The organism is Pseudomonas sp., from assembly GCF_049301935.1.
Taxonomy (GTDB): domain Bacteria; phylum Pseudomonadota; class Gammaproteobacteria; order Pseudomonadales; family Pseudomonadaceae; genus Aquipseudomonas.
In genome coordinates this window covers 1-24,951 of the sequence record NZ_JBAQLP010000036.1, presented here as the reverse complement: position 1 = coordinate 24,951, position 24,951 = coordinate 1, and the positions used below count along the sequence as shown (strand labels likewise).

The window sequence follows — 24,951 nt, the reverse complement described above, 5'->3', positions numbered from 1 at the left end:
AGCAGCCTATGGAAGGTAAGCAAGATGGTTCAGGTCAGAGCGCATCAGCCGATCAATGACGACGGCAGCATCAACCTTGAAGCCTGGCTCAGGCATGTACTGAATGTCGATCCGGCACTGGATCGCGCAGCCCTGCGCGAGGCCTGCGAGTTTGCCCGCGAGGCGGAGCAGCAGGCCAATGCCGCGAAAAATCTATGGACTGAGGGCGCGTCGAGCTTCCGCTCAGGTCTGGAAATCGCCGAAATTCTTGCCGACCTCAAGCTCGATCAGGACTCCCTGGTCGCCGCCGTGATCTACCGCTGCGTGCGTGAAGGCAAGGTGCCGCTGGCGCTGGTGCATCAGCGCTTCGGTCCGGTGGTGGCCAAGCTGGTGGAGGGCGTGCTGCGCATGGCCGCCATCAGTGCCTCGATGAACCCGCGCGACTCCCTGGTACTCGGCTCCCAGGCGCAGGTGGAAAACCTGCGCAAGATGCTGATTGCCATGGTCGATGACGTGCGCGTGGCGCTGATCAAGCTGGCCGAACGCACCTGCGCCATTCGCGCGGTCAAACATGCCGATGACGAGAAGCGTCAGCGCGTGGCCCGCGAAGTCTTCGACATCTACGCGCCGCTGGCCCACCGCCTGGGCATCGGCCATATCAAGTGGGAGCTGGAAGACCTGTCCTTTCGCTACCTGGAGCCCGAGCAGTACAAGCAAATCGCCAAGCTGCTGCACGAGCGCCGCCTGGACCGTGAGCACTACATCAATGAAGTGATGGGCCAGCTGCGCACTGAGCTGGAGGCCACCGGGGTCAAGGCCGATATCAGTGGGCGGGCCAAACACATCTATTCGATCTGGCGCAAAATGCAGCGTAAGGGGCTGCAGTTCAGCCAGATCTACGATGTGCGCGCGGTGCGCGTGCTGGTGCCGGAAGTGCGCGATTGCTACACCGCCCTGGGTATCGTGCACACCCTGTGGCGGCACATCCCCAAGGAGTTCGACGACTATATCGCCAACCCCAAGGAGAACGGCTACCGCTCGCTGCACACCGCCGTGCTCGGCCCGGAAGGCAAGGTGCTGGAAGTGCAGATCCGCACCCAGGCCATGCATGAGGAGGCCGAGTTGGGCGTGTGTGCGCACTGGCGCTACAAGGGCACCGACGTCAAGGCCAGCTCCAACCATTACGAAGAGAAGATTTCCTGGCTGCGTCAGGTGCTCGAATGGCACGAAGAACTCGGCGATATCGGCGGCCTGGCCGAGCAATTGCGGGTGGATATCGAACCGGACCGGGTCTATGTATTCACCCCGGACGGCCACGCCATCGACCTGCCCAAGGGTGCCACGCCGCTGGATTTTGCCTACCGCGTGCACACCGAGATCGGCCACAACTGTCGGGGCGCGAAGATCAACGGGCGCATCGTACCGCTCAACTACAGCCTGCAGACCGGCGAGCAGGTGGAAATCATCACCAGCAAACACGGCACGCCGAGCCGCGACTGGCTGAACTCCAACCTCGGTTATGTCACCACCAGCCGGGCACGGGCGAAGATCGTCCACTGGTTCAAGCTGCAGGACCGCGACCAGAACGTCGCCGCTGGCAAGACCCAGCTGGAACGCGAGCTGCAGCGCCTGGCGCTGCCCCATGTGGACTTCGACAAACTGGCCGAGAAGGCCAATATGAAGACCAGCGAGGACCTGTTCGCCTCCCTCGGCGCCGGCGACCTGCGCCTGGCGCAGCTGGTCAACCTGGCGCAGCAGTTGGTCGAGCCGGATCGGGTCAATGAGCAGCTGGAGCTGATTCCGCGCAAGGCCCTGGGCTTCAAGCCAGGCAAGCGCGGCGATATCCAGATTCAGGGTGTCGGCAACCTGTTGACGCAGATGGCCGGCTGTTGCCAGCCGCTGCCGGGCGATCCGATTGTCGGCTACATCACCCAGGGGCGCGGGGTGAGTATCCACCGTCAGGACTGCGCCTCGGTGCTGCAGCTGGCTAGTCGCGAGCCGGAGCGGATTATTCAGGTCAACTGGGGCCCGGTGCCGGTACAGACCTACCCGGTGGAAATCATCATCAAGGCTTACGACCGTTCCGGCCTGCTGCGTGACGTGACCCAGGTGCTGCTCAACGAGAAGCTCAATGTGCTGGCGGTGAATACCCGCTCGAACAAGGACGACAACACCGCGTCCATGTCGATCACCGTGGAGATTCCTGGGCTGGATGCATTGGGTCGGCTGCTGGGGCGTATCAGCCAGCTGCCGAATATCATCGAGGCGCGCCGCCACCGCGTGTCGTAGGATGGGTTGAGCGTAGCGATACCCATGCTGTCGGGGGCATCCTCCATCATTGGCTCGATGGGTTATGCGGCGCGCGGGTTTATCACCGCCGCGTAATCCGTACTCCGCGCCGCCAACCCATCCTACGGATGCGTAATACCTGGATTTGTTATGTATCAACTCGACGACCTGCTGCACCTGATGGCCCGCCTGCGTGACCCGCAGCACGGCTGCCCCTGGGACCTTAAGCAGAGCTACGCGACCATCGTGCCGCACACTCTTGAGGAGGCTTACGAGGTGGCCGATGCCATCGAGCGCGGCGACTTCGAGCATCTGCCCGGTGAGCTGGGCGATCTGCTGTTTCAGGTGGTGTATTACAGTCAGCTGGCCCGCGAAGAAGGGCGCTTCGAGTTTGCCCAGGTGGTTGATGGCATCACCACCAAGCTGATTCGCCGCCATCCCCATGTGTTCCCCGATGGCGATCTGTATGGCGCCGTGGACATGGCCAAGCTGGACGAGGCGGCGGTCAAACAACGCTGGGAAGAGATCAAGGCCGAGGAGCGTGCCGAAAAGGCCGCCGCCCCTGAACAACTCTCCCTGCTCGATGATGTGCCCACGGCGCTGCCGTCGCTAAGCCGGGCGATCAAGCTGCAGAAGCGCGCCGCCCAGGTCGGCTTCGACTGGCCGGACGCCTTGCCGGTGCTGGACAAGGTGCGCGAAGAGCTGGATGAAGTGCTCGAAGCCATGAGCGAGAACGACCCCGAGGCGATTAGCGAGGAGATCGGCGACCTGCTGTTTGTGGTCGGCAACCTGGCACGGCACCTCAAGGTCGACCCCGAAACCGCCCTGCGTGCGGCCAATGCCAAGTTCGAGCGGCGCTTTCGTTTTATCGAGCAGGCATTGCGCGAAGCGGGGCGCAGCATGGAAGATTGCCCCCTGGATGAAATGGACGCGCTCTGGGGCGAAGCCAAGAAGCTGGAAAAGCAGCAAGCGCCCAGTTGCTAGCGAGATTATCGGTGGCCTTTGCCACCATTTATTGTTCGATAAAGGTAGGTTATGGCTCTCTCACTACGCGATCAGTTGCTCAAAGCCGGGCTGGTCAACGAAAAGCAGGCCAAGCAGGTCAGCAAGGAAAAACAGAAGAAGCAGCGTTTGGAGCAAAAAGGCCATATCGAGAAGGACGAGTCGCAGAAGCTCGCCGCTCAGCAGGCCATGGCCGAGAAGGCCGCCCGCGACCAGGAGCTGAACCGTCAGCAGCAGGACAAGATCGAGCAGAAGGCCCGTGCCGCCCAGATCAAGCAGCTGATCGAAGTGTCGCGCCTGCCCAAGCTGACCACCGAGGATTACTACAACTTCGTCGACGACAAGAAGGTCAAACGCCTGTCGGTCAACGCCCTGATGCGCAACAAACTCAGCAGCGGCTCGCTGGCCATCGTCCGGCATGGCGGCGGCTACGAAGTGATCCCGCGCGAGGCGGCGCTAAAGATTCAGGAGCGCGACGCCCAGCGCGTGGTGCTGCTCAACACCCCGACCGAAGCACCAGATGCCGATGATCCATATGCGGCCTATCAGGTGCCCGATGATCTGATGTGGTGATTGCCTGGGTTGAGCGCCGCTCAGCCTGGTTTTGCTGACACAGTCCAATAAAAAGCCGAGCACTTAGCTCGGCTTTTTTCATCGGTTTAACTCAGTCCTGGCGGCCTGCAACGGCCTTGCCGTCGACGGTGCCTTCCTTCAGCATGATCTGGTATTCCTTGCCGTCCTTCTCGACCTGGTGCAGGCGCACCAGCAGGAATTCCCAATTCTTGGCGAACCAGAGGATGGTCTTGCGGCTGCTCTGGGTCGGATCGCGCACACGTTCGACCTTGATTGCATCGATCAGGCCAGCCTGGGTACGCACTACTTCCTCGCCGAGTACGCGGAAGTCATAGGTTTCCACTTCATCGCCGTCGACCACCTGGTAGCTCATGCTCTTGGTGCCAGCGGCCACGTCGTATTGCAGGGCCAGTTGGTAGGTCGATTTGTCCAGCAGGCCACGGTTTAGCGGCAGACGCACCGGCTCGCCGCGGTCGCTGCCGATCACCTGCTTGGCGTCCCAGTCGAACTCCTGCTCGATCTTCTTGCCTTTGCCCAGGCCGTTGCGCTCGTACAGGTAGGTCTGCGGCAGAAATACTTCTTTATCCACGCGCAGGGTGCTTTGTTCGGTCAGGCTGGCGACCAGCATGGAAGCTTCGAAGTTGAGCTGCCACAGGCCGTTGTCCAGGGCTTGCAGGCTGCGTTCGGCGCTGCCGCTGACGGGCAGTTGCTTCCAGTCGGCGGTGTAGCTGGCGGAAAAGGGCTTCAGCTCGACGGCCAATGCCGGCAGGCTCAGAAGCGTTAGTGCGAACAGTAAGGCGCGACCCATGGTGTCTCCTGATTACGTTCGGATAAGGTGTCCGGTGCTCGGTAGCAGTTGCTCGTCCAACATGGCCCCGTGCGCCGTCAGCTGCAAACGGCCCTCGGCAAACCAGCGTACGGCTAGCGGGTAAATCACATGTTCCTGCTTGTGTACGCGTTGCGCCAGGCTGGTGGGTGAGTCATCCGACTGTACTGGTACCACTGCCTGTACGACCAGGGGGCCGCCATCGAGTTCCTCGCTGACGAAGTGCACACTGCAGCCATGCTCGCTGTCACCGGCGTCCAGCGCCCGTTGGTGGGTGTGCAGGCCTTTGTATTTGGGCAATAGCGAAGGATGGATATTCAGCAGGCGACCGGCGTAATGACGCACAAAGGCGGGCGTGAGGATGCGCATAAAGCCAGCCAGTACCACCAGCTGCGGTTGATACGCATCGATGGCTTCGACCAGCGCGGCATCGAAGGCTTCGCGGCCGTCGAACTGCTTGTGGTCGAGCACCTGAGTGGCGATGCCGGCACCTTGCGCACGCTGCAGGCCATAGGCATCGGCGCGGTTGCAGATCACCGCGCTGATACGTGCCGGATTGCCGTCATGGGCGATGCTGTCGATCAGCGCCTGTAGGTTGCTGCCGGAGCCGGAGATCAGCACCACCACATTGCACTGTGTCGGCATTAATGCTGTTTCAGGTTGTTCAGTACGACCTGGGCAGCACCTTCAGCCGCTACGCCGATCTGGCCGATCACCCATGGCTGCTCGCCAGCGGCGCTCAGGGTTTGCAGGGTGATCTCGACCTGATCCTGCGCCACGCAGATCACCATGCCAACGCCGCAGTTGAGCACGCGGTGCATCTCGTGCTCATCCACATTGCCTTTTTCCTGCAGCCAGTCGAATACCGCCGGGCGCGTCCAGCTGGCCACGTCGACCACGGCCTGGGCGCCTTTTGGCAGCACGCGCGGGATATTGTCGAGCAGGCCACCACCGGTGATATGGGCCATGGCCTTGACGGCGCCAGTGTCCTTGATCAGCTTGAGCAGCGGCTTGACGTAGATACGAGTCGGCGCCATCAGCAGGTCGGTCAGCGGCTTGCCGTCGACCTGGGTGGTTTCGATTTCGGTGCCAGACACTTCGATGATCTTGCGGATCAGCGAGTAGCCGTTGGAGTGCGGGCCGGAGGACGGCAGGGCGATCAGCGCGTCACCGGTGGCGACTTTCGAGCCGTCGATGATCTCGGCTTTTTCCACCACGCCGACGCAGAAGCCGGCCAGGTCGTAGTCTTCGCCTTCATACATGCCGGGCATTTCCGCGGTTTCACCGCCAACCAGGGAGCAGCCCGCCAGTTCGCAGCCGGCGCCGATGCCGGTGACCACGGTGGCGGCGACGTCGACATTGAGCTTGCCGGTGGCGTAGTAGTCGAGGAAGAACAGCGGCTCGGCGCCGCATACCACCAAGTCGTTGACGCACATGGCGACCAGGTCCTGGCCAATGCTGTCGTGCTTGTTCAGGTTCAGCGCCAGACGCAGCTTGGTGCCCACACCGTCGGTGCCGGAGACCAGCACCGGTTGTTTGTAGCCAGCCGGGATCTCGCACAGCGCGCCGAAGCCGCCCAGCCCACCCATGACTTCCGGACGCGCGGTGCGCTTGGCCACGCCTTTGATGCGTTCGACCAGGGCTTCGCCCGCGTCGATATCTACACCTGCGTCCTTGTAGCTGATGGAGGGTTGCTTGCTCATAGATCCAGGCCTTTAGGGGAAATTCGGATTGGCACCGGCGCTTGTGGCGGCGGTCTGCGAAGGCGCGCGATTTTATCAGGCTTACCCGGCAGCGGCCACCCGCTAAGGTTGCGGCTGTTGGGACGGCTGTTTAAGCTCGAAATCCGACTGCTGTTGGCAGTCTGCGGCTGAAAAGGGCTTGGGAGTGCGCCTTAACAGCACCTAAACTCGCAGTCTTGAGCCTGCGCCGCCTGCCTTGTGAGGCATGGGTTGGTCGCAACTGTTGTTAATCCGGCCTGCGGGCCACTTTCCGTCCGTCGAGAATCTATCCATGCGTTTGACCGCTCGCCTGCTTCTTGCCTGTTTGTCACTGTCCGGCCTGCCTGTTCTGGCCGCGCCGGTGAGTGATCTGTACCAAGTCCGCGAAGCGGTCAGCAGCCAGCAGCCGGAAGAGCGCGCTGCCGCCCTGACTCGCGCGCTGGATACCCTGGTGTTGCGCCTGACCGGCAAGGCCGATGCGGCGCAGAGCCCGGCATTGGCGGCGCTGCGCAAGGACCCGCAACAGATCGTCAGCCAATACGGCTATGAAGGTGATCAACTGCTGGTTGACTTTGACCCGCTGAGTACCGAGCGCAGCCTGCGTCAGGCGGGCCTGGCGCTGTGGGGCGCGAATCGTCCGAGCATTTTGCTGTGGTGGTTGAGTGATGCCAGTGACGGCAGCCGTCTGCTCGGTGATGGCCAGGCTGCTGCCGCGCCGCTCAATCAGGCGGCGCAGCACCGTGGTCTGCCGTTGCGTCTGCCGTTGGCCGATCTGGCCGAACAGTTGGTGGCCGTGCCGGAAAACCTTACGGCCAATGACCCTGCCGCCCTGCGTGAAGCCTCCGAGCGTTACGCCGCCGATGCCTTGTTGGCCGTTATAGCGCGCGAAGCAAACGGCCAGTGGCAGGCCGAATGGCGCCTGTGGCTAGGCGATGAACGTGAGCAGGGCAGTGTGCAGGGCGCTGATCAAGCCGCGTTGGCCGACGCCATTCTGTTGGTGGTCAATCAGCGTCTGGCACCACGTTTTATCGTGGCGGCCGGCGCCACCACGGGTCTTACTGTGGAAGTGCAGGGCGTCGACCTGGCGCGCTACGCCGAGTTGCAGCGCATTCTTGAGCCCTTTGCAGCGCAATTGCGCAAGGTTCAGGGTGACACGCTGACCTTTGCCGTCAATGCCAATGCCGAGCAGCTGCGTGCGCAACTGGGCCTGGCACGTTTGCAGGAAGTGCCGACAGAAGCCCCAGTGGTTGCTGCCAGCCAGGCCATTACGCCGCCTGTCCCCGGCGCTGAGCCTGCGGCGCAGGCCGCGCCGCGTGACAATGTACTGAGGTTTCGCTGGTAGACTGCGGCGATTGCACCCGTGCCCTGACTTGAAAACCGCAGCTACCGAGCTGCGGTTTTCTTATATAGCGGCCCTCGCAGGGTTGAAGATTTTCTGGATAAAACGTTGGCATAGGGAGCGCTGGACATGATCGATTCGCATCGTTGGATATGGATAGTCGCGGCGTTGCTGCTAGGCGGCCTGCTGTACCTGCTGGCGCCGATTCTCTCGCCGTTTCTGATCGGCGTACTGCTGGCCTATATGGGCGACCCACTGGTCGACCGTCTGGAGCGCTGGAAGCTGTCGCGGACCTGGGGCGTGGTGGTGGTTTTTGCCTTGATCACTCTGATCATGGCCATCCTGCTGCTGGTATTGGTGCCGATGCTGGGCAAGCAGCTGGTGCGCCTGTACGAGTTGATCCCGCAGATGCTCGACTGGGCACAGCATCAGGCTCTGCCATGGATTCAGCTCAAGCTGGGTTTAAATGAAGGCTTCTGGCGGTTTGATCAGCTGAAAAGCGCGTTTTCGGGGCAACTGGATAAAACCACCGATATCGTCGGCATGCTGCTGTCCACCGCCACCTCCTCAGGCCTGGCGCTGCTGGCCTGGCTGGCCAATCTGGTGCTGATTCCGGTGGTGAGCTTTTACCTGATGCGCGACTGGGACCTGATGGTCGGCAAACTGCGCGGCCTGCTGCCGCGCGGCCGTGAAGGGCTGGTTGTGCAGCTGTTCGGCGAATGTCACGAAGTGCTCGGGGCTTTCCTGCGCGGCCAGTTGCTGGTGATGCTGGCGCTGGGCGTGATGTATGCCGCCGGGCTGATGCTGATTGGCCTGGAACTCGGGCTGCTGATCGGCGTGCTGGCAGGCCTGGCCAGCATCGTGCCGTACCTGGGGGTGGTGGTGGGTATCGGCGCGGCGCTGACGGCGGGCCTGTTCCAGTTCGGCCTGGACTTCTACCCGCTGATGGGTATCGCTGCGGTATTTATCGTCGGGCAAATGCTCGAAGGCATGCTGCTGACCCCGATGCTGGTGGGCGACCGCATCGGCCTGCACCCGGTTGCAGTGATCTTCGCGATCATGGCTGGCGGCCAACTGTTTGGCTTCACCGGCATCCTCCTGGCTCTGCCGGTGGCAGCGGTGATCATGGTGTTAGTGCGTCATCTGCATGATTTCTATAAACTTTCCGATCTTTACGGTGAGCCAGCCAGCGGTTCCGACGAGCCGCCCAACCCAGCATGACACCCATACAACTGCCTTTAGGTGTGCGTCTGCGCGATGACGCTACGTTCGCCAATTACTACCCCGGAGCCAACGCTGCGGCGCTGGGCTATGTCGAGCGTCTGTGCGAAGCCGATGCTGGCTGGACGGAAAGCCTGATTTATCTGTGGGGCGGCGATGGCGTGGGGCGTAGCCACTTGTTGCAGGCGGCTTGTCTGCGTTTTGAGCAGCGCGGCGAGCCGGCGGTTTACCTGCCGCTGGCCGAGGTGGTCGAGTACGGCCCGGCGCTGCTGGATAACCTGGAACAGTGCGAGCTGGTGTGTCTGGATGATCTGGATGCAGTAGCCGGGCGCAGTGACTGGGAAGAGGCGCTGTTTCATCTGTTCAATCGTCTGCGCGACAGTGGCCGGCGCCTATTGCTGGCGGCCAGCAGCTCGCCGCGCGAGTTGCCGGTGCAACTGCCTGACCTGCAATCACGCCTGACATTGGCGCTGGTGTTCCAGCTGCAGTCACTGTCCGATGAGGACAAACTGCGTGCCTTGCAGCTGCGCGCGTCGCGCCGTGGGCTGCACCTGAGCGATGAGGTCGGGCGCTTTATCCTGACCCGTGGCGAGCGCAGCATGAGTGCGTTGTTCGAGCTGCTTGAGCGCCTGGACCAGGCGTCATTGCAAGCCCAGCGCAAGCTGACCATTCCCTTTCTTAAAGAAACCCTCGGCTGGTAAAAGTCCGGTTTAAAGCTGCTGTGCTCGAGCTTGCTGCGTTGAAACTCGGGCTGAAAATGCTCATTTACCTCAGTAAACTCCGCTTTCAGCCCGACTTTCGCCCTGCCTGCTCTTCGCTCGCGACGCTTTAATTCCGGCTTTGAATCACCCTGAACAATTGCTGTATTGGCGGTTATTCCCCAGCCAGCTTGCGTTCGTACTGAAAGCGCCAGCGGGTAAACATCAGTGCGGCGCAGAACAGGCTGAAGCTCAATCCCGTCAGCAGCCAGCCATACAGCGCTTTGCTTGGGTCGAAGGCGGCGAGAACGCCCTGGATAAAGTACAGATTGACCACAAAGCAGGCCCAGGCATGAGCGCGGGCGTTGCCCAGAATCAGGCCGGGGGCGAGCAGCAGCAGGGGCGCGAGCTGTACGCCGAGGATCACCCAGAGCAGTTTGCCGGGTACGTTGGCGAACCACAGGTTCCATACCAGCAGCGCGGCGGCCAGGCTGAAAAAGCTCAGCAGGCTGGCGATACGGCTGAGCTTCAGGCGCGGCTCTAGCCATTCCAGAGCCGGCAAGGGTTTGGCGGTTTTAGCCACGGGTGTTCTCCAGTTTTGCCGCGGTTTGTGCCAGGCGTTGGCCGAGTGCGCGGCACAGGGCAATTTCATGTTCATCGAGAGGGCGTTTGCCGTCGGCACCGGCATGGTGGCTGGCACCATAGGGTGTGCCGCCGCCGCGGGTTTCCAGCAACGCGGCTTCGCTATAGGGCAGGCCGGTGATCAACATGCCGTGGTGCAGCAGCGGCAGCAGCATCGACAGTAGGGTGGTTTCCTGGCCGCCGTGCAGGCTGGCGGTTGAGGTAAATACGCCGGCGGGTTTGCCAACCAGGCCGCCGGTCAGCCATAGGCTGCTGGTGCCATCGAGAAAGTATTTGAGCGGCGCGGCCATATTGCCGAAACGGGTCGGGCTGCCAAGTGCCAGGCCGGCGCAGTTCTTCAGCTCATCCAGACTGGCGTACAGCGCGCCTTCGGCCGGGATGTCCGCAGCCACTGCTTCGCACTCGCTGGAGACTGCCGGCACTGTCCGTAGACGCGCTTCCAGGCCGCCCATCTCGACGCCACGGGCAATCTGCCGGGCCATCTCGGCAGTGGCGCCGTGGCGGCTGTAGTACAGCACCAGGATATAAGGTGCGCTCACGGCAGAATCTCCAGAACATTTTCAGGTGGGCGGCCGATGATGGCCTTGTCGCCGACGACCAGAATGGGCCGCTCAATCAATTTCGGCTGGCTGGCCATGGCTGCAATCAGCTGCGCGTCAGTCAGTTGCAGGTCGCCCAGGCCGAGGGTTTTGTACTCATCTTCGCCAGTGCGCAGCAGTTGCCGTGGGCCGATGCCGAGCTTATCCAGCAGCGCCTGCAGCTGGGCGGCGCTCAGCGGGGTTTCCAGGTAGCGCACAATGGTTGGACTGTGCCCGCGGTCTTCCAGCAATTGCAATGCGCTGCGCGATTTTGAGCAGCGCGGGTTATGGTAGAGCGTCATAGCGGTCATGTTCGGGTCGCCGATTACCTTCGATGGCGGCTATTCTAACCGCTAACGGCATTCACGCCTGCGCCTGTAGCGCAGGCGTGAATGCAAATGGCTAAGGAGAGGGCATGCTGCAGCGCGTTAACAACCTGTTGGAGTTCTGGCGTTTTTTGGTGCAGCGCTTTATTGCCGATCAAGGCACCAGCAATGCGGCGGCCTTGACCTACACCACGCTGTTTGCGGTGGTGCCGATGATGACGGTGACCTTTTCCATGCTCTCGGCCATTCCGGCGTTTCAGGATACCGGCGAGCAGATTCAAAGCTTTATCTTCCGCAATTTTGTGCCTTCTGCCGGTGAAACCCTGCAGCAGTATCTGCGCGATTTCACCAGCCAGGCACGCCAGCTGACCTGGATTGGTGTGGCGGTATTGGCCGCGACGGCGTTCTGGATGCTGGTGACCATCGAGAAGACCTTCAACACCATCTGGCGCGTGCGCCAGCCGCGTCGTGGTGTGTCGAGCTTTCTGCTGTACTGGGCGATTCTCAGCCTGGGGCCGTTGCTGCTGGGCGGTGGCTTTGCCATCAGCACCTACGTTACCTCGCTGTCGCTGATTTCCGGGCCGGATGCCTTGCTCGGCGCCCAGACTCTGCTGAAATTTATGCCGCTGCTGTTTAGCGTGGCGGCGTTCACCTTGCTGTATGCCACGGTGCCGAATGCTCAAGTACCGCTTCGCCATGCGCTGTTGGGTGGCTTGTTCGCAGCCGTGTTGTTTGAGGTGGCGAAGATGCTGTTCGGCCTGTATGTGCGCCTGTTTCCCGGTTATCAGTTGATCTACGGGGCGTTTGCCACGGTGCCGCTGTTTCTGTTGTGGATCTACCTGTCCTGGCTGATCGTGCTGTTCGGCGCCGAACTGGTCTGCAACCTGGGGTTTTCCCAGCAGTGGCGCAAGCGTGCGGTACCGCGCTTGTTGATGGCGCTTGGGGTCTTGCGGGTGTTCTACGAGCGTCAGCAATCGGGCTTAAAAGTGCGCTTGCTGGATGTGCAGCGTCAGGGCTGGTCGCTGGCGGAACATGAATGGGAAGAAATTCTGGTGTTTCTTGAACAGCAGAAGTTGATCGCTCCGACCGGCGCCGGTACTTGGGTGTTGAGCCGCGACCTGGGCCATTATTCGCTGCAGCAACTGCTCAGCCACAGTCCCTGGCCGCTGCCCAGGGCGGAGAATTTGCCCGAGCAGCTCGATGAAGTCTGGTATCCGGCGCTGCGCAGTGGTTTGACTAAGTTGCAGGAAGAGCAGGCGGCGCTATTTGGTGAAGACCTGGCGAAGTGGTTGCAGGCAGAGGCTGAGCCGGTACAGTGACGTAAAACGTCAGTTTGCGGCGTTGGGCTGATGGCACATGCTGGCACCGGCGGCCATGAAGGGCGCCAAACGCGGTTAATAGGAAGCTGGCACGCTTCTGGCTAATTGCCTGGCAGATAGCGAGCAGGTTGCCAGCAGGGCAGGGATTGGCGGGGTATGAAGGCGTTATGACAGCCACTACAGGCAAAGTGATTCATCTGTACCAGCGTGACCCGCAAGAAGCCCTTGAGCGCCTCAATCGCATCACTGGCCTGCACTTCAGCAGCTGGCCGCAGTCTTTGGTCAATTCCAGTTCATCTGAGCAGCCCGACATTTCTGGCTCATCTGCAACCGTTGCGCAGCCTGATTGCGGCGCCACGTGTGAGCCTGCGGAAATGCACTCGCGCTAAACACAAAGTCCCGCGTCAGTGCGCGGGGCTTGTGTGTCGCGGCATACCATCAGGCGAGTGCCTGGCGTCTATCGGTGTGCGGCAACTCGAGCGCTTGCACAAACAGCTCTTCGACCACCAGGCTGCTCGCCGGCACGGCAGAGCGCAGGCGCACCTGCATGTCTTCGATTTTCAGCTTCACCGGCAGGCGTGCCACGCTGGAAAGCAGAATCTTACTGTGCTGATTGACCTTGCCGTGATCGACCATCACTTCGCGGCGGGTGCTGCCGTCGCGGTAGCTGATCAGCAGCGACACTGGCAGATTGGCCAACCCCGGCAGATGCAGCCAGGCCGCTACGTTGAACTCAGCCACGCGCCCTTCGTACGGGCTGACCTGTAAGCGAGCCAGGTTGGCAATGGCAGATGGCACGGGGCCGACCAACTTATCGAGGGCTTGGGTCATGGCGGTGTTCCAGGCTAATAACAGATCGCATCAAGCGTGAGTGCGATGGAGTATAAGCTCGGCCCCTCCGATGAAACTGTGCACTCGGCCGGCGTTCGGCGTGACCTTTCTCGCAGTTTTAGCGGATTGGCAACAGCGCCTAAGCCAGCTGCATCGGATAGCGCGTGACGGATGCGCTGAGCAGATTGGCGGTCGGCAGTTGCAGGATCGCTTGGTTGTGCGCGTTGGCCAGTTGCAGCCAGATATTTTCTCCTTCAACAAACTGCCCGTTGGGCAGCCATAGGCCGTGGTGCCAGCCATTACCCGGTGCGGGGGTGCTTTGCAGTACGCCTGGGTGAGTCTGGGCGCTGGGCGCACGACGAAGCCAGACCGGGCGCGGCAGGCCTTTCAGGTAGCGCAGGCCCAGGTGTAGACCTTCAGTGTTCAGATGCCGCCAACGCACCAGGGCCAGAGTCGGCGTGTCGCTGCCGGTGATCAATAGCACAAGCTGGCCAACCGACAGCAGCGCCGCCTGGTCGGCATTACACAGCAAACGTGCGCCGCCTGCGCTGGCGTCCAGCATCTGTGCGCTGGTGCGCAGCGGTCGTTGTTCCAGCAATTGGGCATGAATAGCGGGTAGACCGACCACCAGGTTGCATTCGGAGCTATGCTCGGTGCGGATATGCCGACGCTGCTGGCGCCCCAGCCAGTGCTGCTGCACACGCTCCAGCACCTGGCGTTCCGCTGTGCTCTGCAGCGGTGCCGGCTCATGCAGGGCGACCAGCAGGGCGCCCAGCTCGAAGCGGCGCAAATAGTTGGCCCCACCTTCCGGTATCTGCGCGTAGTCCAGGCAGGGTTGCGCCTCGGTCAGATCGATGGTTGGTCCTTCACCCTCATCATCCTCGTCCCAGGGCAGCAAACGGGCCAGACCAGCCAGTGGTGAGAGCGCCCCGAACAGCAGTGCACATTCACCATCGGCGAGATGGAACGGGTTACTTAGCGCGAGCAGCAGCATCTGCTGGTAGATGCCGCGCAGGGTGTTTGCAGGTTGTGGGGTAAACGCCGCGGCTACTGGCTCGTCCAGGCAATCCTGATGTTCGCCGATCCAGTACAGCAGATGGCTGTCGCGCCACAGGCTGGGCGGCGGCTCCTGATACAGCTGATAGTGGCGCAGCAGGCTCTGGGCGAGAAAGTGCTGGGCCATATAGAGGCACCAGGCCAGGTGCGGGCGTGATGGTTGGCGGCCTTGCAGGATTTGCAGGAGCAGGCGTTTGAAGCCGATGGCCAGTTCGCTGCACAGGTGCACAAACAAGGCCGTGGGGGGATTTTCGCCTTGATAGGCCGTGCTGTAATGCCGGTATTGCTCGCTGAAGCTTTGCAGTGCGCGCTGCCTTTCGAGTAAGGTCATGGCGCTGCGGTTCAGCCTGAAGAGCAGGCCGAGCGCCTGCTGCAAGGCCAGTTCCGGCGACTGCAGGCGGGCCTGGGCCAGTTGCTCGTTGAGGTCGGCCAGCGGCGCGACTTCGGTTTCGAGGATGTCTGGCACTTCCAGGCGCAAGGCATCTAACGTCATATCAACCTTATGGAATCAGGGAGCGAATGCATGGCAATGCGTTTCCAGGCGATCATTCGTGCTGTTGCAGGCGTAGGCATAGGTCTGATGCTGGCCGGTTGCGCTGAAGACATAGGCGTCGATCAATATGGACGAAAGGTAGCGGTTGAGCGCCTGGAAGGCCAGTGGTTAGTGATTAATTACTGGGCGCAGTGGTGCGCGCCTTGTCGCACCGAGATTCCTGAACTCAATGCCCTGGAGCAACAGCTCAAGGAGCAATCCGTGCAGGTGCTCGGGGTGAATTTCGATGCGCTGCAAGGTGAGAAACTGAGCCAGGCGGCGCAAGACATGGGTATCACCTTTACCGTGCTGGCACAGGATCCGGCCGAGCGCTATCAGCTGCCGCGTGCCGAGGTGCTGCCGGTGACCTATATCGTCGACGATCAGGTGCGTATGCGTGAGCGCCTGCTGGGTGAGCAGACGGCGGCCGGCCTGACCGCTCGCCTGGCCGCGCTCAAGGCGGAGGACTAAAGGCATGGCACGTATTTGCAAGCATGGTTACGTCAGCGGCCGCGTTCAGGGGGTGGGTTTTCGCCAGGCAACGGTGGAGCAAGTCGAGCGCCTTGATCTCGATGGTTGGGTGCGCAACCTGGTCGACGGGCGGGTCGAGGTGCTCTTTGAAGGCGATGAGGTTGCCGTAACCGAGTTGGCGAGCTGGTTAGAACAGGGACCGCCGGCTGCCGAAGTGACCACCCTGGAGCTACAGGATCAGGCGTTGCAGGGGGTTGCCGGATTTATTGTGCGGCGCTGAGAACCTGTTTACGATCTGCTGCGCGTCGGCCCTGCTGCGTTAAAAACAGGCTCGGAATGCTCATGTACAACAGTACACTCCGCTTCCTCGCCTGTTTTTGCCTTGCAGGTCTCTAGCTCGCGAGATCGTAATACAGGTTCGGTTACCAATTACGGTTTGACATACCAGAAGTCGTGCCAGAAGCCGACCACCTTGGCTGAGTAGGTGTGCTTGCCCAGGCTGCCGTTATAGCGCGCCAGAGCACGGTTGAGGTCGCCGTTTTCCTTGCGTAGATAAAAGCTGAGAATGGTGCAGCCATACCGCAGGTTGGTGGCGTTGTCGGTGAGGTTGTCTTGCGGGCGACCCAGTTCGGCTTTCCAGAAGGGCATCACCTGCATCATGCCCTGGGCGCCGACCGAGGAGATGGCGAAGCGGTCGAAATGGCTTTCGGCATGAATCAGTGCAATCACCAGGTCGGGACGCAAGCCGGCTTTGCTGGCTTCGCGATGCACCAGCCGCAGCAGGCTTAGGCGCTGCTCGGCATCCGGAATATAGCGGCGCATGCGTGTGGACATATCCAGCAGCCAGACCTCGGCCTCGAAACGATCCTGAAAGCTGTCGGCCTGGGCGACGGTCTGTTGCAGCAGTGTGCGCAGTTCCGGCTCTGGCGCCTGGCGCACTTGGGCATACGCCGGGCTGCAAAGCAGCAGGCCGAGTAGGGCGCAGGTCAGGCGCTGCAGCATGGGGCGTCAGTCGTTGCCAGGATCGGCGACCAGGCGGCCGGCATCTTTGGTCAGGGCCTGCAGGAAGATCTTCTGCAGTTCTGGATCATTGCGCGTCAGTTCGATCAGGCTCTGTTCCAGTTCGCTGGCTTCTTCTTCCAGGCCCAGCTCCGACAGGCGTTTGACTCGGTGCACCCACTGGGCCACATCGTCGCCCTCAAGGTCGGCGTAGATCAGCTCATGGGCTTCCTGCAGCTTGCCACGCAGGGTGCGGCTGACCAGCAGCGAGGCATCGGCGCGCGCCGAGCCCTGATCATCTTCAACCGTCAGCAGCAGGGTGCTGATGCGGGTGACATCTTCGTCGGCAAACGGACTGTCGAGCAGGTTCAGGCGCAAGATGCCGTTACGGTCGGTGAGCAGTTCATGCTTCTGCTCGCCGGCTTTAACCTGCACCGGACGTTCGGCCCACGGCAGGCTTGAATATTCCATGCGCGCGTCCTGACGGCGCTCTTCCAGGCTGGCGAGGTTTTGCTGCGAGCGGCCGTTGGACTCGACGTTGATTACCGGGTTGAGCCCGGCAAAACCGTAACTGATCCAGTCCTTGGTTGCACTGTCTGGCAGGCTGCCGAGCAGTACCACGTTCAGCACGTTGGCACTGATACCGCCGACCACCGCCAGCGCGCCGAGCGGCACTTCATACAGCTCACGCCAGGGCTGGTAAGGGGTGTAGCGGTCATAGCGACGTGTCACGTCAAACGCCGTGACCTCGAAGGTCTTCTGTTCATGCACGCGCACACGGCGTTGTGGTAATTCCAGTACGCGTGGTTCACCCACTTCGATCTGCAGGCTGTGATCGAGCAGTTTGCGCTCGACGCGCTCCTCGTGCTCGCTGCGTTGCGGCAACTGGTTGGCGCAACCGCTGAGTAGCAGAGAGCCACCCAGCAGGGTGGCGATAAGGCTGAGGGTGTTTCGCTTGAACATGACGACTCTTGCTAAAAGGGCTGAGATCAGTGGCTGATGCGGGCCTGGATAAAGCTCAGGATGTCGGCCACAGGTACGGCCTGGGCGTCGGTTTCCTTGCGGCTCTTGTATTCCAGATTGCCTTCGGCCAGACCGCGATCACTGACGACGATGCGATGCGGGATGCCGATCAGTTCCATATCCGCGAATTTGATGCCGGGGCTGGTCTTTTTGTCACGGTCATCGAGCAGTACTTCGTAGCCAGCAGCGGTCAACTGCGCATACAGGGTGTCGGTGGCTTCGCGCACGGCGTCAGTCTCGTAACGCAGCGGCACCAGGGCGATATGGAATGGCGCCAGGGCGTCATTCCAGAGGATGCCGCGGTCATCAAAGTTCTGCTCGATGGCAGCCGCCACCACGCGGGAAACGCCGATGCCATAGCAGCCCATGGTCAGAATCACCGGCTTGCCGTTCTCGCCGAGCACCTGGCAGTTCAGCGCTTCGCTGTACTTGGTGCCCAGTTGGAAGATGTGCCCGACTTCGATGCCGCGCTTGATTTCCAGGGTGCCTTTGCCATCCGGGCTCGGGTCGCCAGCCAGCACGTTGCGCAGGTCGGCCACCATCGGCAGGGGCAGGTCGCGCTCCCAGTTGACGCCAAAATAGTGCTTGTCGTCGATATTGGCGCCGGAGGCGAAATCGCTCATCAAGGCTACCGAGCGGTCGATGATGCAAGGGATCGGCAGATTGACCGGGCCTAGCGAGCCAGGGCCGGCGCCGATGGCCGCGCGAATTTCGGCTTCGCTGGCCATTACCAATGGGCTGGCAACCAGCTCCAGGTTGGCGGCCTTGATCTCGTTGAGCTCATGGTCGCCACGTATGATCAAGGCGACCAGGGTGCCTTTTTTCGCGCCGTGCACCATCAGAGTCTTGATGGTTTTTTCGATGGCCAGGCCAAAGCCCTGCACCAGCGCGTCGATGGTCCTGGTGTTCGGGGTTTCAACCAGACGCATGCTTTCAGTCGCCGCGCCACGGCTGCTTTCGCGTGGAACCGCTTCGGCTTTCTCGATATTGGCAGCGTAGTCGGAGCTGTCGCTGAAGGCGATATCGTCTTCGCCGGAGTCGGCCAGTACGTGGAACTCGTGGGAGCCCGTGCCGCCGATGGAACCGGTATCCGCCTGCACGGGACGGAAGTTCAGGCCCAGACGGGTGAATACATTGCAGTAGGCCTGGTGCATGCGGTCATAGGTTTCTTGCAAGGAGGCCTGGTCAACGTGGAAGGAGTAGGCGTCCTTCATGATGAACTCGCGGCCACGCATCAGGCCGAAACGCGGGCGGATTTCGTCGCGGAACTTGGTCTGGATCTGATACAGGTTGATCGGCAGCTGCTTGTAGCTGTTCAGCTCGTTGCGCGCCAGATCGGTAATCACTTCTTCATGGGTCGGGCCGGCGCAGAAGTCGCGGCCGTGACGATCCTTCATGCGCAGCAGTTCCGGGCCATACTGCTCCCAGCGCCCGGATTCCTGCCACAGCTCGGCTGGTTGAATGCCCGGCATCAGCACTTCCAGCGCGCCGGCGGCGTTCATTTCTTCGCGCACGACTTTCTCAACCTTGCGCAGTACGCGCAGGCCCATGGGTAGCCAGGTATAGAGGCCGGAAGCCAGCTTGCGGATCATCCCGGCACGCAGCATCAGCTGATGGCTGATCACCACGGCATCGGATGGGGTTTCTTTCAGAGTCGAGAGCAGGAACTGGCTGGTACGCATATTTGGCTGTTCTGTCGGTTGCAAGAGATTTTCGATGGCCCGCATTGTACGGTGCCTGTACAGATGCGTACAGGATGCTGGCGTGTGCTTATAAAAGAGGAGGGGGAGTGTGTCGATATTGACGGCGGAGCAGGTGCAGGCGCTGATTCGGGCAGGGTTGCCGATGGCAGAAGATATCAACCTGTGTATCGATCGACTGGACGACGATGGTGTACTGGCGCGGGTGCCGTTTCATAGCAAATTGGTTCGGCCGGGCGGCACCTTGTCCGGGCCAACCATTATGGCGTTGGCGGATGCGGCCATGTATGCGGTGGTGCTGGGCAGTCTCGGGCGGGTGGAAATGGCCGTGACCTCTAATCTAAATATCAACTTTCTGGTTAAGCCCAAGCCGGTTGATCTGTTAGCCGAGGCGCGGATATTAAGATTGAGTCGCAGGCAGGCTGTATGTGAAGTATCAGTGTATTCGCAGGGTAATGAAGAAGAGTTGGTGGCGCATGTAACCGGGACTTATGCGTTGCCGTTGTAAGTTTTCAGCAGGCAAGAAAAAGCCCGACCTAGGTCGGGCTTTCTTTACCTACTAAACAGTCTGAGTTACAGAACGCTCAGTGGGTATTCAACGATCAGACGGAGATCATTAAGATCGGAGCTGTAGTTGGCATTCGTCGAGTTGTTAGCACGGTAAATCGCGCTACGGACACGGAACGACAGGTCCTTGGCGGCACCTTCCTGGATTACGTACTTGGTTTCGAAGTTGAATTCGTTTTCTTCGCCTTCGTCAACGCCAGAGCCGTAGTCGATGTTGTCGCCAGTGATGTAGCGAGCCATAAAGCTCAGGCCAGGAACGCCATATTCGGCCATGTCCAGGTCGTAGCGAGCCTGCCAGGAGCGCTCGTCCTTGCTGTCGAAGTCGGAAATCTGTACCGAGTTGGACAGCCAGATGGTGCCGCCGCCGTCGATGCCATATTTGTAACCGGTATCACCAGAGGAGCGCTGGTGGGCCAGGGTGAATTTGTGAGCGCCCAGGGAGTAGGCTGCTGCCAGGCTCCAGATCTTGTTGTCCACATCCCCGGACAGCTTGCGACCGTCGTCTTCAGTTCTGTAGGCGTTAAGGTCGAAGTTCAGAGCCTGAGTATCCGCCAGCGGGAGGTTATAGTTCAGGTTGATGTACTGCTTCTTGAAGTGATCTTCAATGTCGGAGGCGTGAATGGCACCGCTGAAATTATCGGTGAAGCTGTAGCTGGCGCCGACGATATTAGCTTCGGTCAGTTCGCGAGTGTCGCGGCCAGTTGCAGTCTGGCGGCTAATTGCGGTAAAGCGACCAGCGCTCAGCTCCAGACCTTCGATCTCATTGCTGACCAAGTAGGTGCCAGTAGCAACTTCGGGCAGGATACGAGCATCGTCGGTGGAGAATACTGGGCTGCCTACGATCTGATTGCCGTACTTCAAAACGGTATCCGATACGCGGAATTTGATAGCGCCGCCAACTTCAGTCTGGGTATCGTCGCCGCGACCGTCGTCGGTTGTGGCGAACTGGCCGGTGCCAGTACGACCGCGACCGCTATCCAGCTTGATGCTGCTAAGGGAGTGGGCGTCAAAACCAACACCGACGGTACCTTGGGTGAAGCCAGACTCGTACATCAGGCGGATGCCCAGACCGGTCTCTTCGATGTAGCCATTTTCTTTGGCGTTGTAGCCATCGGTGCTGCTATCGGCGCCATTCTTAAAATCACGGTTCAGGTAGAGCATGCGATTGAAGATATTGAAGCTGCTGTCTTCAACAAAGCCCTTGGATTCGGACTGGCTGGATGCCACTGCCATTTGGGTGGTGCCCGCTGCTACTGCGAGGGCGATTACGCTCCACTTCATCACTTGCATCGTGATTGCTCCTTTGGTTTAGAAAAGTTGCGCCGTCCGGCTGGTTGTTATATGGACGACTCTTTCTTTTTGTGTCGGCGGTAACTTATAGCACGCTGCCAATGTTGGCGATAGTTGCAATCTACTCATTACGATTTCTTCACGGCGGTGTCGCAAAAGCTTATGAATCATGTCGCATTTTTGTAGATGCTGCTGGCGTGCTCGAAGCCAATGCTGACGGATTTTTGCGTCTGCTCGCTGGTTGCCGTCGGCAGCCAAACGGTGCAGTACGATTCGTCGCCAATTGCTTAGCAATAGTCGTGCACAAAATTCTGAAAGCCAATTTTTTATCCTCGATTTGACCTATGTGCTCAAGGTTTTCGGGCTTTGCATTGGTTTTTGGCCGATTTTTCAGCGGTTCTATCTATTTTCATGGCCAGTAAAAGGCATTTTCGTGGTCGCTTTCTGCTCTGTTTTCAGTTGCTTGTCGCCATCTGGCCGTTGTGTGGCATTCGGCTGCTACGCGGGGATTACCGAAGGGAACAGTTTTGGTGCGCGTGCTTGGGATGGTTTCGTGAATGCTGTCTATTGGTGCGTGATAGCCAGGGGGATCGTGGGTGCCGTGTTTTCAGCTTCGGCGTATCCTCCACAGCCTATGTTCACAGGCTGTAGTCTGAGCGTCAGTGGGCTGATCAGGCTTCAGGTGCTGCCGCTGGGTCTGTGCAATTTCTGTCAAAACCGAGTGAGTGGGTTTCCTTAAAGGTAGATCGTTATGTTTGTTCTGGATTCGCGTTTGCAGCAGGACACTGTCTGGTTGGGTGATTACCCGTTATGCAGTCTGCTGTTGATGAATGATGCGCAGTACCCTTGGTTTATCCTGGTGCCGCGCCGTGAAGATGTCAGCGAGTTATTTCAATTGGATGCGGCGGACCAGCTGCAGCTCTGGCGGGAAACCAACGGCCTTGCTGAGGTGCTCAAGGACTGTTTTGCGGCAGATAAGATGAATGTCGCGACCCTGGGTAATGTGGTCAGTCAGCTGCATATGCATGTCATCGTGCGGCGTCGCGAGGATGCGGCTTGGCCAGCGCCCGTCTGGGGCAAGCATCCAGCGCAGGCTTACACGGCTGAACAGTTGGCGGCTCTGAAAGCCCGTCTACGTCTGGTTTTGACCGGGAATTTTTGTTTTGCTGAGAGTTGACTGGTGGAAATAGAAGAACGCATCAATGACTTGCAAAGCCGACTGGCTTTTCAAGACGACACTATTCAGGCACTTAACGATGCGCTGGTGGCGCAGCAGCGGCTTTTGGAGCGCTTGCAGCTGCAGGTGGCTGCATTGATCAAGCGCCAGGACGAAGTAAGTTCGCAGTTCGGTATGGCCGAGGATGAGGCGCCGCCACCCCACTATTGATGGATCTGTCCTATGGTGTGTTGCGAGACGGGTAGCCGTAGGTTGGGTCGAGGAGCGCAGCGACGAAGCTCAACGAGCTATGCCAACGGCTGTTGGACTGCGCTGCGCATCACGCCAGGCGACCCGCTGCATACAGCAGGTCACGGATACAGAGCCCTATTGATTGGCTATAAAACGCAAAAGGCCCGCAGTGTGCGCGGGCCTTTTGCGTTTATGCGCTTAGCGTCGCGCAGGCAGCGCGGCGATCACGTCTTCGGCTTGCAAGCCTTTGTCGCGTTGCATGACGGCGAATTCGACCCGCTGGCCTTCGACCAGTACGCGGTGGCCTTCACCGCGAATGGCGCGAAAGTGCACGAAAATATCGTCGCCCGAATCGCGGGAAATAAAGCCGAAACCCTTCGAGGTGTTGAACCACTTAACCGTACCTGTTTCGCGATCGCCCAGGTCCTGAGAGCTTGAGGTGTTGCGCGATTTCAGGCGCAGATTGGTTGCCAGGTGCACGGCCACGGCTGCAGCGATGATCAGCAGGCTAAACAGGCTGGCCGGTTGGTTGGCGATTACCGGTAGCGGGGCGAGCAGAATCAGGGCTTGTAGCAGGGTGCCGAGTGCCAGCAGGGCAGAAACCAGGTTTTGCGCTTGATGGCGTAGGCCGCTGTGCCAGATGGGGAGTTGCGGGGCAAGCAGTAGGTTCAGCAGGCCGAACAGGGCAAGGCACAGTGCGCTGGGTTGTTCTAGGAGTGATTGGGGGGTGTCGCCAAGGTGTGAAGTAAAAGAAAGCAGCAGGGCAAGAGCACCCGTCAGAAGGTGGACAATTTTCAACATGTTCGATGAGCTCGCTTAATTTAAAGAGTCAACAGGAAGGGCTGGCTGCGCGTATTGGGTGCTGCAGGGGAGGAGTAAAAGCGCGTGGTACCAGCCTGTGCGCCGAACCATGGATGCGGTGTGGCGGCACGGGGCGTATTTAACAGCAAAGAGGTGGGGTTCTCAATCAAGCACTGAGCGCAGTTTTGCTTGAATTGGGACTTATCTGGTTGCGGCCATCGCGCTTGGCTTGATAAAGCGCATCGTCGGCGCGGGTAAGCAGGGTTTCCAGGTTGTCGCCTGGTTCTGCAAGAGCGAAGCCGAAAGACGCGGTGATGCTGTCGAGTACTTCGTCGGTGCGGCGCACTTTGATGCGTAATGACTGGATTTTCAGGCGTAATTGCTCGGCAAAGGCATAGGCCGTGGCGTTGTCAAAGCAATCGCGCAGGATAATGCAGAACTCTTCACCGCCATAACGCGCGGCCATGGCGCGGGGCGGTAGGAGGTCGCGCAACAATTGGCCAAAGTGCTGCAGTACGCGGTCACCTAAGGGGTGGCCATATTGATCATTGAACTGTTTGAAATGGTCGATATCCAGCATTACCAGGGCGACGCCTTCATGTTCGGTACTGAGGGTCTGCTCCAGCAGTCTGCTGAAGGCGTTACGGTTGAATACCTGGGTCAGGCTGTCCAGCGTGGCGGCGATATGGGCACGTTCGAGCTGGCTGCGCAGGCTCTTGATCTCTTGCTGAGCGGCATTCAGGCGATAGAGGAATTTGTCCTGCTGGTCTTGCATCAGTTGCGTGCTTTGCTGCAGCTCGCTCAGGACATTCGGCAGGTCATCGATGATTGGCTCCTGCAGCGCAGCCAGGCCATGCTCCAGGCTGACCTGATAGTTGCGGCTGCCCAGGATGCTGCGTGACACGTTGCCTTCGATGTCGTCGACCAGCTCGATAACCTGCTGTTGTCCGGCGCGGGCTTCTTCGAGCTCACCATGGATGATGTAGTCGCGGAACAGCTTGGCCGCGGTTTCCGGTGGGCAGCTGTCAAAGTCTGCGACGATTTTTTCCAGGCGGCGGTTGAGTTCGGGCTCCAGACCTTTGCTGTAGGTGTACCAGAGGGCGTAATGCACCGGGTTGGGCGGAATATCATGGCGCATCATCAAAGGTACTGCCTTCTTCAGAAGCGCCGCGGCGTCGCGGGTCTCCTCGGGGTACAGTTCAAGGATGCTGGGGGCTTTAGCGGGTTTGTTCATGCATGTCACTGTGGCCAAGTTGCAATTGACCAAAGCATAGAACAGCTGCTGGGCAAGCGCCTAGCAAAAGGCCCGTGGATAGGGACCTTTACCTGATTTACCTAGGCTGACAGCAGGCTGCGCAGCATCCAGGCAGTTTTCTCATGCACTTGCATGCGCTGGGTCAGCAAATCCGCAGTCGGCTCGTCGCTGACTTTGTCCAGCAGCGGGAAGATGCCGCGGGCGGTGCGCACGACGGCTTCCTGGCCTTGAACCAGCTGTTTGATCATGTCCTGGGCGTTTGGCACACCTTCTTCTTCTTTAATAGATGAGAGGCGGGCATAGGCGGCGTAGGTGCCAGGGGCCGGGAAGCCCAGGGCGCGAATGCGCTCGGCGATCTGGTCAACGGCCAACGACAGCTCGGTGTACTGACCTTCAAACATCAGGTGCAGGGTGTTGAACATCGGGCCGGTGACGTTCCAGTGAAAATTGTGGGTTTTCAGGTACAGGGTGTAGGTGTCTGCGAGCAGGCGCGACAGGCCTTCGG

The 24,951-nt window shown here is 60.1% G+C and carries 28 protein-coding genes and 1 pseudogene; 13 read left to right on the top strand and 16 right to left on the bottom strand.

Annotated elements, in window-relative coordinates; translation table 11 throughout:
• The first annotated feature begins 24 nt into the window (after nt 1–24).
• The 3 genes from relA (at nt 25) to WA145_RS04770 (ending at nt 3,843) form a co-directional block, all read left to right on the top strand.
• Entirely contained in the window at nt 25–2,268 is a 2,244-nt protein-coding gene (relA, locus tag WA145_RS04780; protein ID WP_422580462.1) for a GTP diphosphokinase, read from the top strand.
• 150 nt (nt 2,269–2,418) lie between these two features.
• On the top strand, nt 2,419–3,252 hold the full coding sequence (gene mazG / locus WA145_RS04775) for a nucleoside triphosphate pyrophosphohydrolase (protein WP_422580461.1): 834 nt from the start codon (nt 2,419–2,421) through the stop codon (nt 3,250–3,252).
• Nucleotides 3,253–3,303: 51 nt separating this feature from the next.
• Nucleotides 3,304–3,843, top strand: coding sequence for a DUF2058 domain-containing protein (locus tag WA145_RS04770; protein ID WP_422580460.1), 540 nt, complete (start codon nt 3,304–3,306; stop codon nt 3,841–3,843).
• A 91-nt stretch (nt 3,844–3,934) separates the two neighbouring features.
• Here the strand turns inward: WA145_RS04770 and WA145_RS04765 are convergent, their stop codons facing one another.
• From WA145_RS04765 to purM, 3 genes are read right to left on the bottom strand one after another with little or no spacing between them, the layout of a single operon-like run.
• Nucleotides 3,935–4,651 carry a DUF3108 domain-containing protein gene (locus WA145_RS04765; RefSeq protein ID WP_422580459.1) on the bottom strand — a complete coding sequence of 239 codons (717 nt, stop codon included), beginning with the start codon at nt 4,649–4,651 and terminating at the stop codon, nt 3,935–3,937.
• A gap of 12 nt (nt 4,652–4,663) precedes the next feature.
• Entirely contained in the window at nt 4,664–5,314 is a 651-nt protein-coding gene (gene purN, locus WA145_RS04760; protein WP_422580458.1) for a phosphoribosylglycinamide formyltransferase, read from the bottom strand.
• Nucleotides 5,314–6,372 carry a phosphoribosylformylglycinamidine cyclo-ligase gene (purM, locus tag WA145_RS04755; protein WP_422580457.1) on the bottom strand — a complete coding sequence of 353 codons (1,059 nt, stop codon included), beginning with the start codon at nt 6,370–6,372 and terminating at the stop codon, nt 5,314–5,316. Before purM ends, purN begins: the two co-directional genes overlap by 1 nt.
• Before the next feature lie 310 nt (nt 6,373–6,682).
• Between purM and WA145_RS04750 the strand changes: the two genes are divergently transcribed.
• From WA145_RS04750 to hda, 3 genes are all read left to right on the top strand, one after another.
• Nucleotides 6,683–7,732 carry a DUF2066 domain-containing protein gene (locus tag WA145_RS04750; RefSeq protein ID WP_422580456.1) on the top strand — a complete coding sequence of 350 codons (1,050 nt, stop codon included), beginning with the start codon at nt 6,683–6,685 and terminating at the stop codon, nt 7,730–7,732.
• A gap of 126 nt (nt 7,733–7,858) precedes the next feature.
• Complete coding sequence (locus WA145_RS04745; protein WP_422580455.1) at nt 7,859–8,950, top strand: AI-2E family transporter; 1,092 nt, start codon at nt 7,859–7,861, stop codon at nt 8,948–8,950.
• Nucleotides 8,947–9,651 (top strand): DnaA regulatory inactivator Hda, encoded by a 705-nt coding sequence (hda, locus tag WA145_RS04740; protein ID WP_422580454.1) that lies wholly within the window; start codon nt 8,947–8,949, stop codon nt 9,649–9,651. The genes WA145_RS04745 and hda overlap by 4 nt, the downstream gene beginning before the upstream one ends.
• A gap of 172 nt (nt 9,652–9,823) precedes the next feature.
• Here hda and WA145_RS04735 read toward each other — a convergent pair whose 3' ends face one another.
• The 3 genes from WA145_RS04735 to arsC are packed head-to-tail and all read right to left on the bottom strand — an operon-like array spanning nt 9,824 to nt 11,179.
• Nucleotides 9,824–10,231: a DUF2069 domain-containing protein gene (locus WA145_RS04735; protein ID WP_422580453.1), complete on the bottom strand. Its 408-nt coding sequence runs from the start codon at nt 10,229–10,231 to the stop codon at nt 9,824–9,826.
• Entirely contained in the window at nt 10,224–10,829 is a 606-nt protein-coding gene (gene wrbA, locus WA145_RS04730; protein WP_422580452.1) for an NAD(P)H:quinone oxidoreductase, read from the bottom strand. The genes WA145_RS04735 and wrbA overlap by 8 nt, the downstream gene beginning before the upstream one ends.
• Complete coding sequence (gene arsC, locus WA145_RS04725) at nt 10,826–11,179, bottom strand: arsenate reductase (glutaredoxin) (protein ID WP_422580451.1); 354 nt, start codon at nt 11,177–11,179, stop codon at nt 10,826–10,828. The genes wrbA and arsC overlap by 4 nt, the downstream gene beginning before the upstream one ends.
• A 104-nt stretch (nt 11,180–11,283) precedes the next feature.
• On the opposite strand from arsC, the gene WA145_RS04720 reads away from it, so the two are divergent.
• Nucleotides 11,284–12,513: a virulence factor BrkB family protein gene (locus tag WA145_RS04720; protein WP_422580450.1), complete on the top strand. Its 1,230-nt coding sequence runs from the start codon at nt 11,284–11,286 to the stop codon at nt 12,511–12,513.
• 167 nt (nt 12,514–12,680) lie between these two features.
• On the top strand, nt 12,681–12,902 hold the full coding sequence (locus WA145_RS04715; RefSeq protein ID WP_422580449.1) for a hypothetical protein: 222 nt from the start codon (nt 12,681–12,683) through the stop codon (nt 12,900–12,902).
• Between the two features lie 49 nt (nt 12,903–12,951).
• Here WA145_RS04715 and WA145_RS04710 read toward each other — a convergent pair whose 3' ends face one another.
• Together WA145_RS04710 and WA145_RS04705 are read right to left on the bottom strand one after the other, a co-directional pair.
• Nucleotides 12,952–13,344: a hypothetical protein gene (locus WA145_RS04710; protein ID WP_422580448.1), complete on the bottom strand. Its 393-nt coding sequence runs from the start codon at nt 13,342–13,344 to the stop codon at nt 12,952–12,954.
• Nucleotides 13,345–13,483: 139 nt separating this feature from the next.
• A complete protein-coding gene (locus WA145_RS04705; RefSeq protein WP_422580447.1) occupies nt 13,484–14,893 on the bottom strand; it encodes a PilZ domain-containing protein in 1,410 nt (469 codons plus the stop codon).
• 30 nt (nt 14,894–14,923) lie between these two features.
• On the opposite strand from WA145_RS04705, the gene WA145_RS04700 reads away from it, so the two are divergent.
• Together WA145_RS04700 and WA145_RS04695 are read left to right on the top strand one after the other, a co-directional pair.
• Nucleotides 14,924–15,403, top strand: a complete 480-nt coding sequence (locus WA145_RS04700; RefSeq protein ID WP_422580446.1) for a TlpA disulfide reductase family protein — start codon at nt 14,924–14,926, stop codon at nt 15,401–15,403.
• Nucleotides 15,404–15,407: 4 nt separating this feature from the next.
• Nucleotides 15,408–15,683 carry an acylphosphatase gene (locus tag WA145_RS04695; protein WP_422580445.1) on the top strand — a complete coding sequence of 92 codons (276 nt, stop codon included), beginning with the start codon at nt 15,408–15,410 and terminating at the stop codon, nt 15,681–15,683.
• Nucleotides 15,684–15,832: 149 nt separating this feature from the next.
• Here the strand turns inward: WA145_RS04695 and WA145_RS04690 are convergent, their stop codons facing one another.
• Genes WA145_RS04690 through WA145_RS04680 form a run of 3 tightly spaced genes read right to left on the bottom strand, consistent with a single transcriptional unit; the run spans nt 15,833 to nt 19,107 of the window.
• Entirely contained in the window at nt 15,833–16,405 is a 573-nt protein-coding gene (locus WA145_RS04690) for a transglycosylase SLT domain-containing protein (protein ID WP_422580444.1), read from the bottom strand.
• Nucleotides 16,406–16,411: 6 nt separating this feature from the next.
• Nucleotides 16,412–17,365, bottom strand: a complete 954-nt coding sequence (locus WA145_RS04685) for a hypothetical protein (protein ID WP_422580443.1) — start codon at nt 17,363–17,365, stop codon at nt 16,412–16,414.
• Nucleotides 17,366–17,391: 26 nt separating this feature from the next.
• Nucleotides 17,392–19,107 carry a proline--tRNA ligase gene (locus WA145_RS04680; protein ID WP_422580442.1) on the bottom strand — a complete coding sequence of 572 codons (1,716 nt, stop codon included), beginning with the start codon at nt 19,105–19,107 and terminating at the stop codon, nt 17,392–17,394.
• A 118-nt stretch (nt 19,108–19,225) separates the two neighbouring features.
• Between WA145_RS04680 and WA145_RS04675 the strand changes: the two genes are divergently transcribed.
• A complete protein-coding gene (locus WA145_RS04675; protein WP_422580523.1) occupies nt 19,226–19,633 on the top strand; it encodes a PaaI family thioesterase in 408 nt (135 codons plus the stop codon).
• 65 nt (nt 19,634–19,698) lie between these two features.
• Here WA145_RS04675 and WA145_RS04670 read toward each other — a convergent pair whose 3' ends face one another.
• Complete coding sequence (locus WA145_RS04670; protein ID WP_422580441.1) at nt 19,699–20,982, bottom strand: OprD family porin; 1,284 nt, start codon at nt 20,980–20,982, stop codon at nt 19,699–19,701.
• A 751-nt stretch (nt 20,983–21,733) separates the two neighbouring features.
• Here WA145_RS04670 and WA145_RS04665 point away from each other — a divergent pair.
• Complete coding sequence (locus WA145_RS04665) at nt 21,734–22,159, top strand: HIT family protein (RefSeq protein ID WP_422580440.1); 426 nt, start codon at nt 21,734–21,736, stop codon at nt 22,157–22,159.
• A gap of 3 nt (nt 22,160–22,162) precedes the next feature.
• Nucleotides 22,163–22,369, top strand: a complete 207-nt coding sequence (locus WA145_RS04660; RefSeq protein ID WP_160015123.1) for a SlyX family protein — start codon at nt 22,163–22,165, stop codon at nt 22,367–22,369.
• Between the two features lie 219 nt (nt 22,370–22,588).
• Here the strand turns inward: WA145_RS04660 and WA145_RS04655 are convergent, their stop codons facing one another.
• The 4 genes and pseudogenes from WA145_RS04655 to WA145_RS04640 all read right to left on the bottom strand — a co-directional run.
• The gene (locus WA145_RS04655; protein ID WP_169852850.1) at nt 22,589–22,813 is read right to left on the bottom strand and encodes a cold-shock protein; all 225 of its coding nucleotides are present in this window, start codon (nt 22,811–22,813) and stop codon (nt 22,589–22,591) included.
• Nucleotides 22,814–22,870: 57 nt separating this feature from the next.
• Nucleotides 22,871–23,191: pseudogene (locus tag WA145_RS04650) on the bottom strand (cold shock domain-containing protein membrane protein); the annotation flags it as partial.
• A gap of 166 nt (nt 23,192–23,357) precedes the next feature.
• Nucleotides 23,358–24,425 carry a GGDEF domain-containing protein gene (locus WA145_RS04645; protein ID WP_422580439.1) on the bottom strand — a complete coding sequence of 356 codons (1,068 nt, stop codon included), beginning with the start codon at nt 24,423–24,425 and terminating at the stop codon, nt 23,358–23,360.
• A 101-nt stretch (nt 24,426–24,526) separates the two neighbouring features.
• The coding region (locus WA145_RS04640) for a Dps family protein (RefSeq protein ID WP_422580438.1) at nt 24,527–24,951 on the bottom strand (425 nt) is incomplete at its 5' end.

Excerpts from the sequence above, each read along its gene's own strand:
- WA145_RS04705 (WP_422580447.1), bottom strand. The coding sequence starts at position 14,893 with ATGACGTTAGATGCCTTGCGCCTGGAAGTGCCAGACATCCTCGAAACC.
- WA145_RS04695 (WP_422580445.1), top strand. The coding sequence starts at position 15,408 with ATGGCACGTATTTGCAAGCATGGTTACGTCAGCGGCCGCGTTCAGGGG.
- purN (WP_422580458.1), bottom strand. The coding sequence starts at position 5,314 with ATGCCGACACAGTGCAATGTGGTGGTGCTGATCTCCGGCTCCGGCAGC.
- hda (WP_422580454.1), top strand. The coding sequence starts at position 8,947 with ATGACACCCATACAACTGCCTTTAGGTGTGCGTCTGCGCGATGACGCT.
- WA145_RS04745 (WP_422580455.1), top strand. The coding sequence starts at position 7,859 with ATGATCGATTCGCATCGTTGGATATGGATAGTCGCGGCGTTGCTGCTA.
- WA145_RS04720 (WP_422580450.1), top strand. The coding sequence starts at position 11,284 with ATGCTGCAGCGCGTTAACAACCTGTTGGAGTTCTGGCGTTTTTTGGTG.
- mazG (WP_422580461.1), top strand. The coding sequence starts at position 2,419 with ATGTATCAACTCGACGACCTGCTGCACCTGATGGCCCGCCTGCGTGAC.
- WA145_RS04765 (WP_422580459.1), bottom strand. The coding sequence starts at position 4,651 with ATGGGTCGCGCCTTACTGTTCGCACTAACGCTTCTGAGCCTGCCGGCA.
- WA145_RS04665 (WP_422580440.1), top strand. The coding sequence starts at position 21,734 with ATGTTTGTTCTGGATTCGCGTTTGCAGCAGGACACTGTCTGGTTGGGT.
- WA145_RS04710 (WP_422580448.1), bottom strand. The coding sequence starts at position 13,344 with ATGACCCAAGCCCTCGATAAGTTGGTCGGCCCCGTGCCATCTGCCATT.
- WA145_RS04670 (WP_422580441.1), bottom strand. The coding sequence starts at position 20,982 with ATGCAAGTGATGAAGTGGAGCGTAATCGCCCTCGCAGTAGCAGCGGGC.
- WA145_RS04715 (WP_422580449.1), top strand. The coding sequence starts at position 12,681 with ATGACAGCCACTACAGGCAAAGTGATTCATCTGTACCAGCGTGACCCG.
- relA (WP_422580462.1), top strand. The coding sequence starts at position 25 with ATGGTTCAGGTCAGAGCGCATCAGCCGATCAATGACGACGGCAGCATC.
- WA145_RS04770 (WP_422580460.1), top strand. The coding sequence starts at position 3,304 with ATGGCTCTCTCACTACGCGATCAGTTGCTCAAAGCCGGGCTGGTCAAC.
- WA145_RS04685 (WP_422580443.1), bottom strand. The coding sequence starts at position 17,365 with ATGTTCAAGCGAAACACCCTCAGCCTTATCGCCACCCTGCTGGGTGGC.
- WA145_RS04680 (WP_422580442.1), bottom strand. The coding sequence starts at position 19,107 with ATGCGTACCAGCCAGTTCCTGCTCTCGACTCTGAAAGAAACCCCATCC.
- WA145_RS04690 (WP_422580444.1), bottom strand. The coding sequence starts at position 16,405 with ATGCTGCAGCGCCTGACCTGCGCCCTACTCGGCCTGCTGCTTTGCAGC.
- WA145_RS04750 (WP_422580456.1), top strand. The coding sequence starts at position 6,683 with ATGCGTTTGACCGCTCGCCTGCTTCTTGCCTGTTTGTCACTGTCCGGC.
- WA145_RS04700 (WP_422580446.1), top strand. The coding sequence starts at position 14,924 with ATGGCAATGCGTTTCCAGGCGATCATTCGTGCTGTTGCAGGCGTAGGC.
- arsC (WP_422580451.1), bottom strand. The coding sequence starts at position 11,179 with ATGACCGCTATGACGCTCTACCATAACCCGCGCTGCTCAAAATCGCGC.
- WA145_RS04645 (WP_422580439.1), bottom strand. The coding sequence starts at position 24,425 with ATGAACAAACCCGCTAAAGCCCCCAGCATCCTTGAACTGTACCCCGAG.
- purM (WP_422580457.1), bottom strand. The coding sequence starts at position 6,372 with ATGAGCAAGCAACCCTCCATCAGCTACAAGGACGCAGGTGTAGATATC.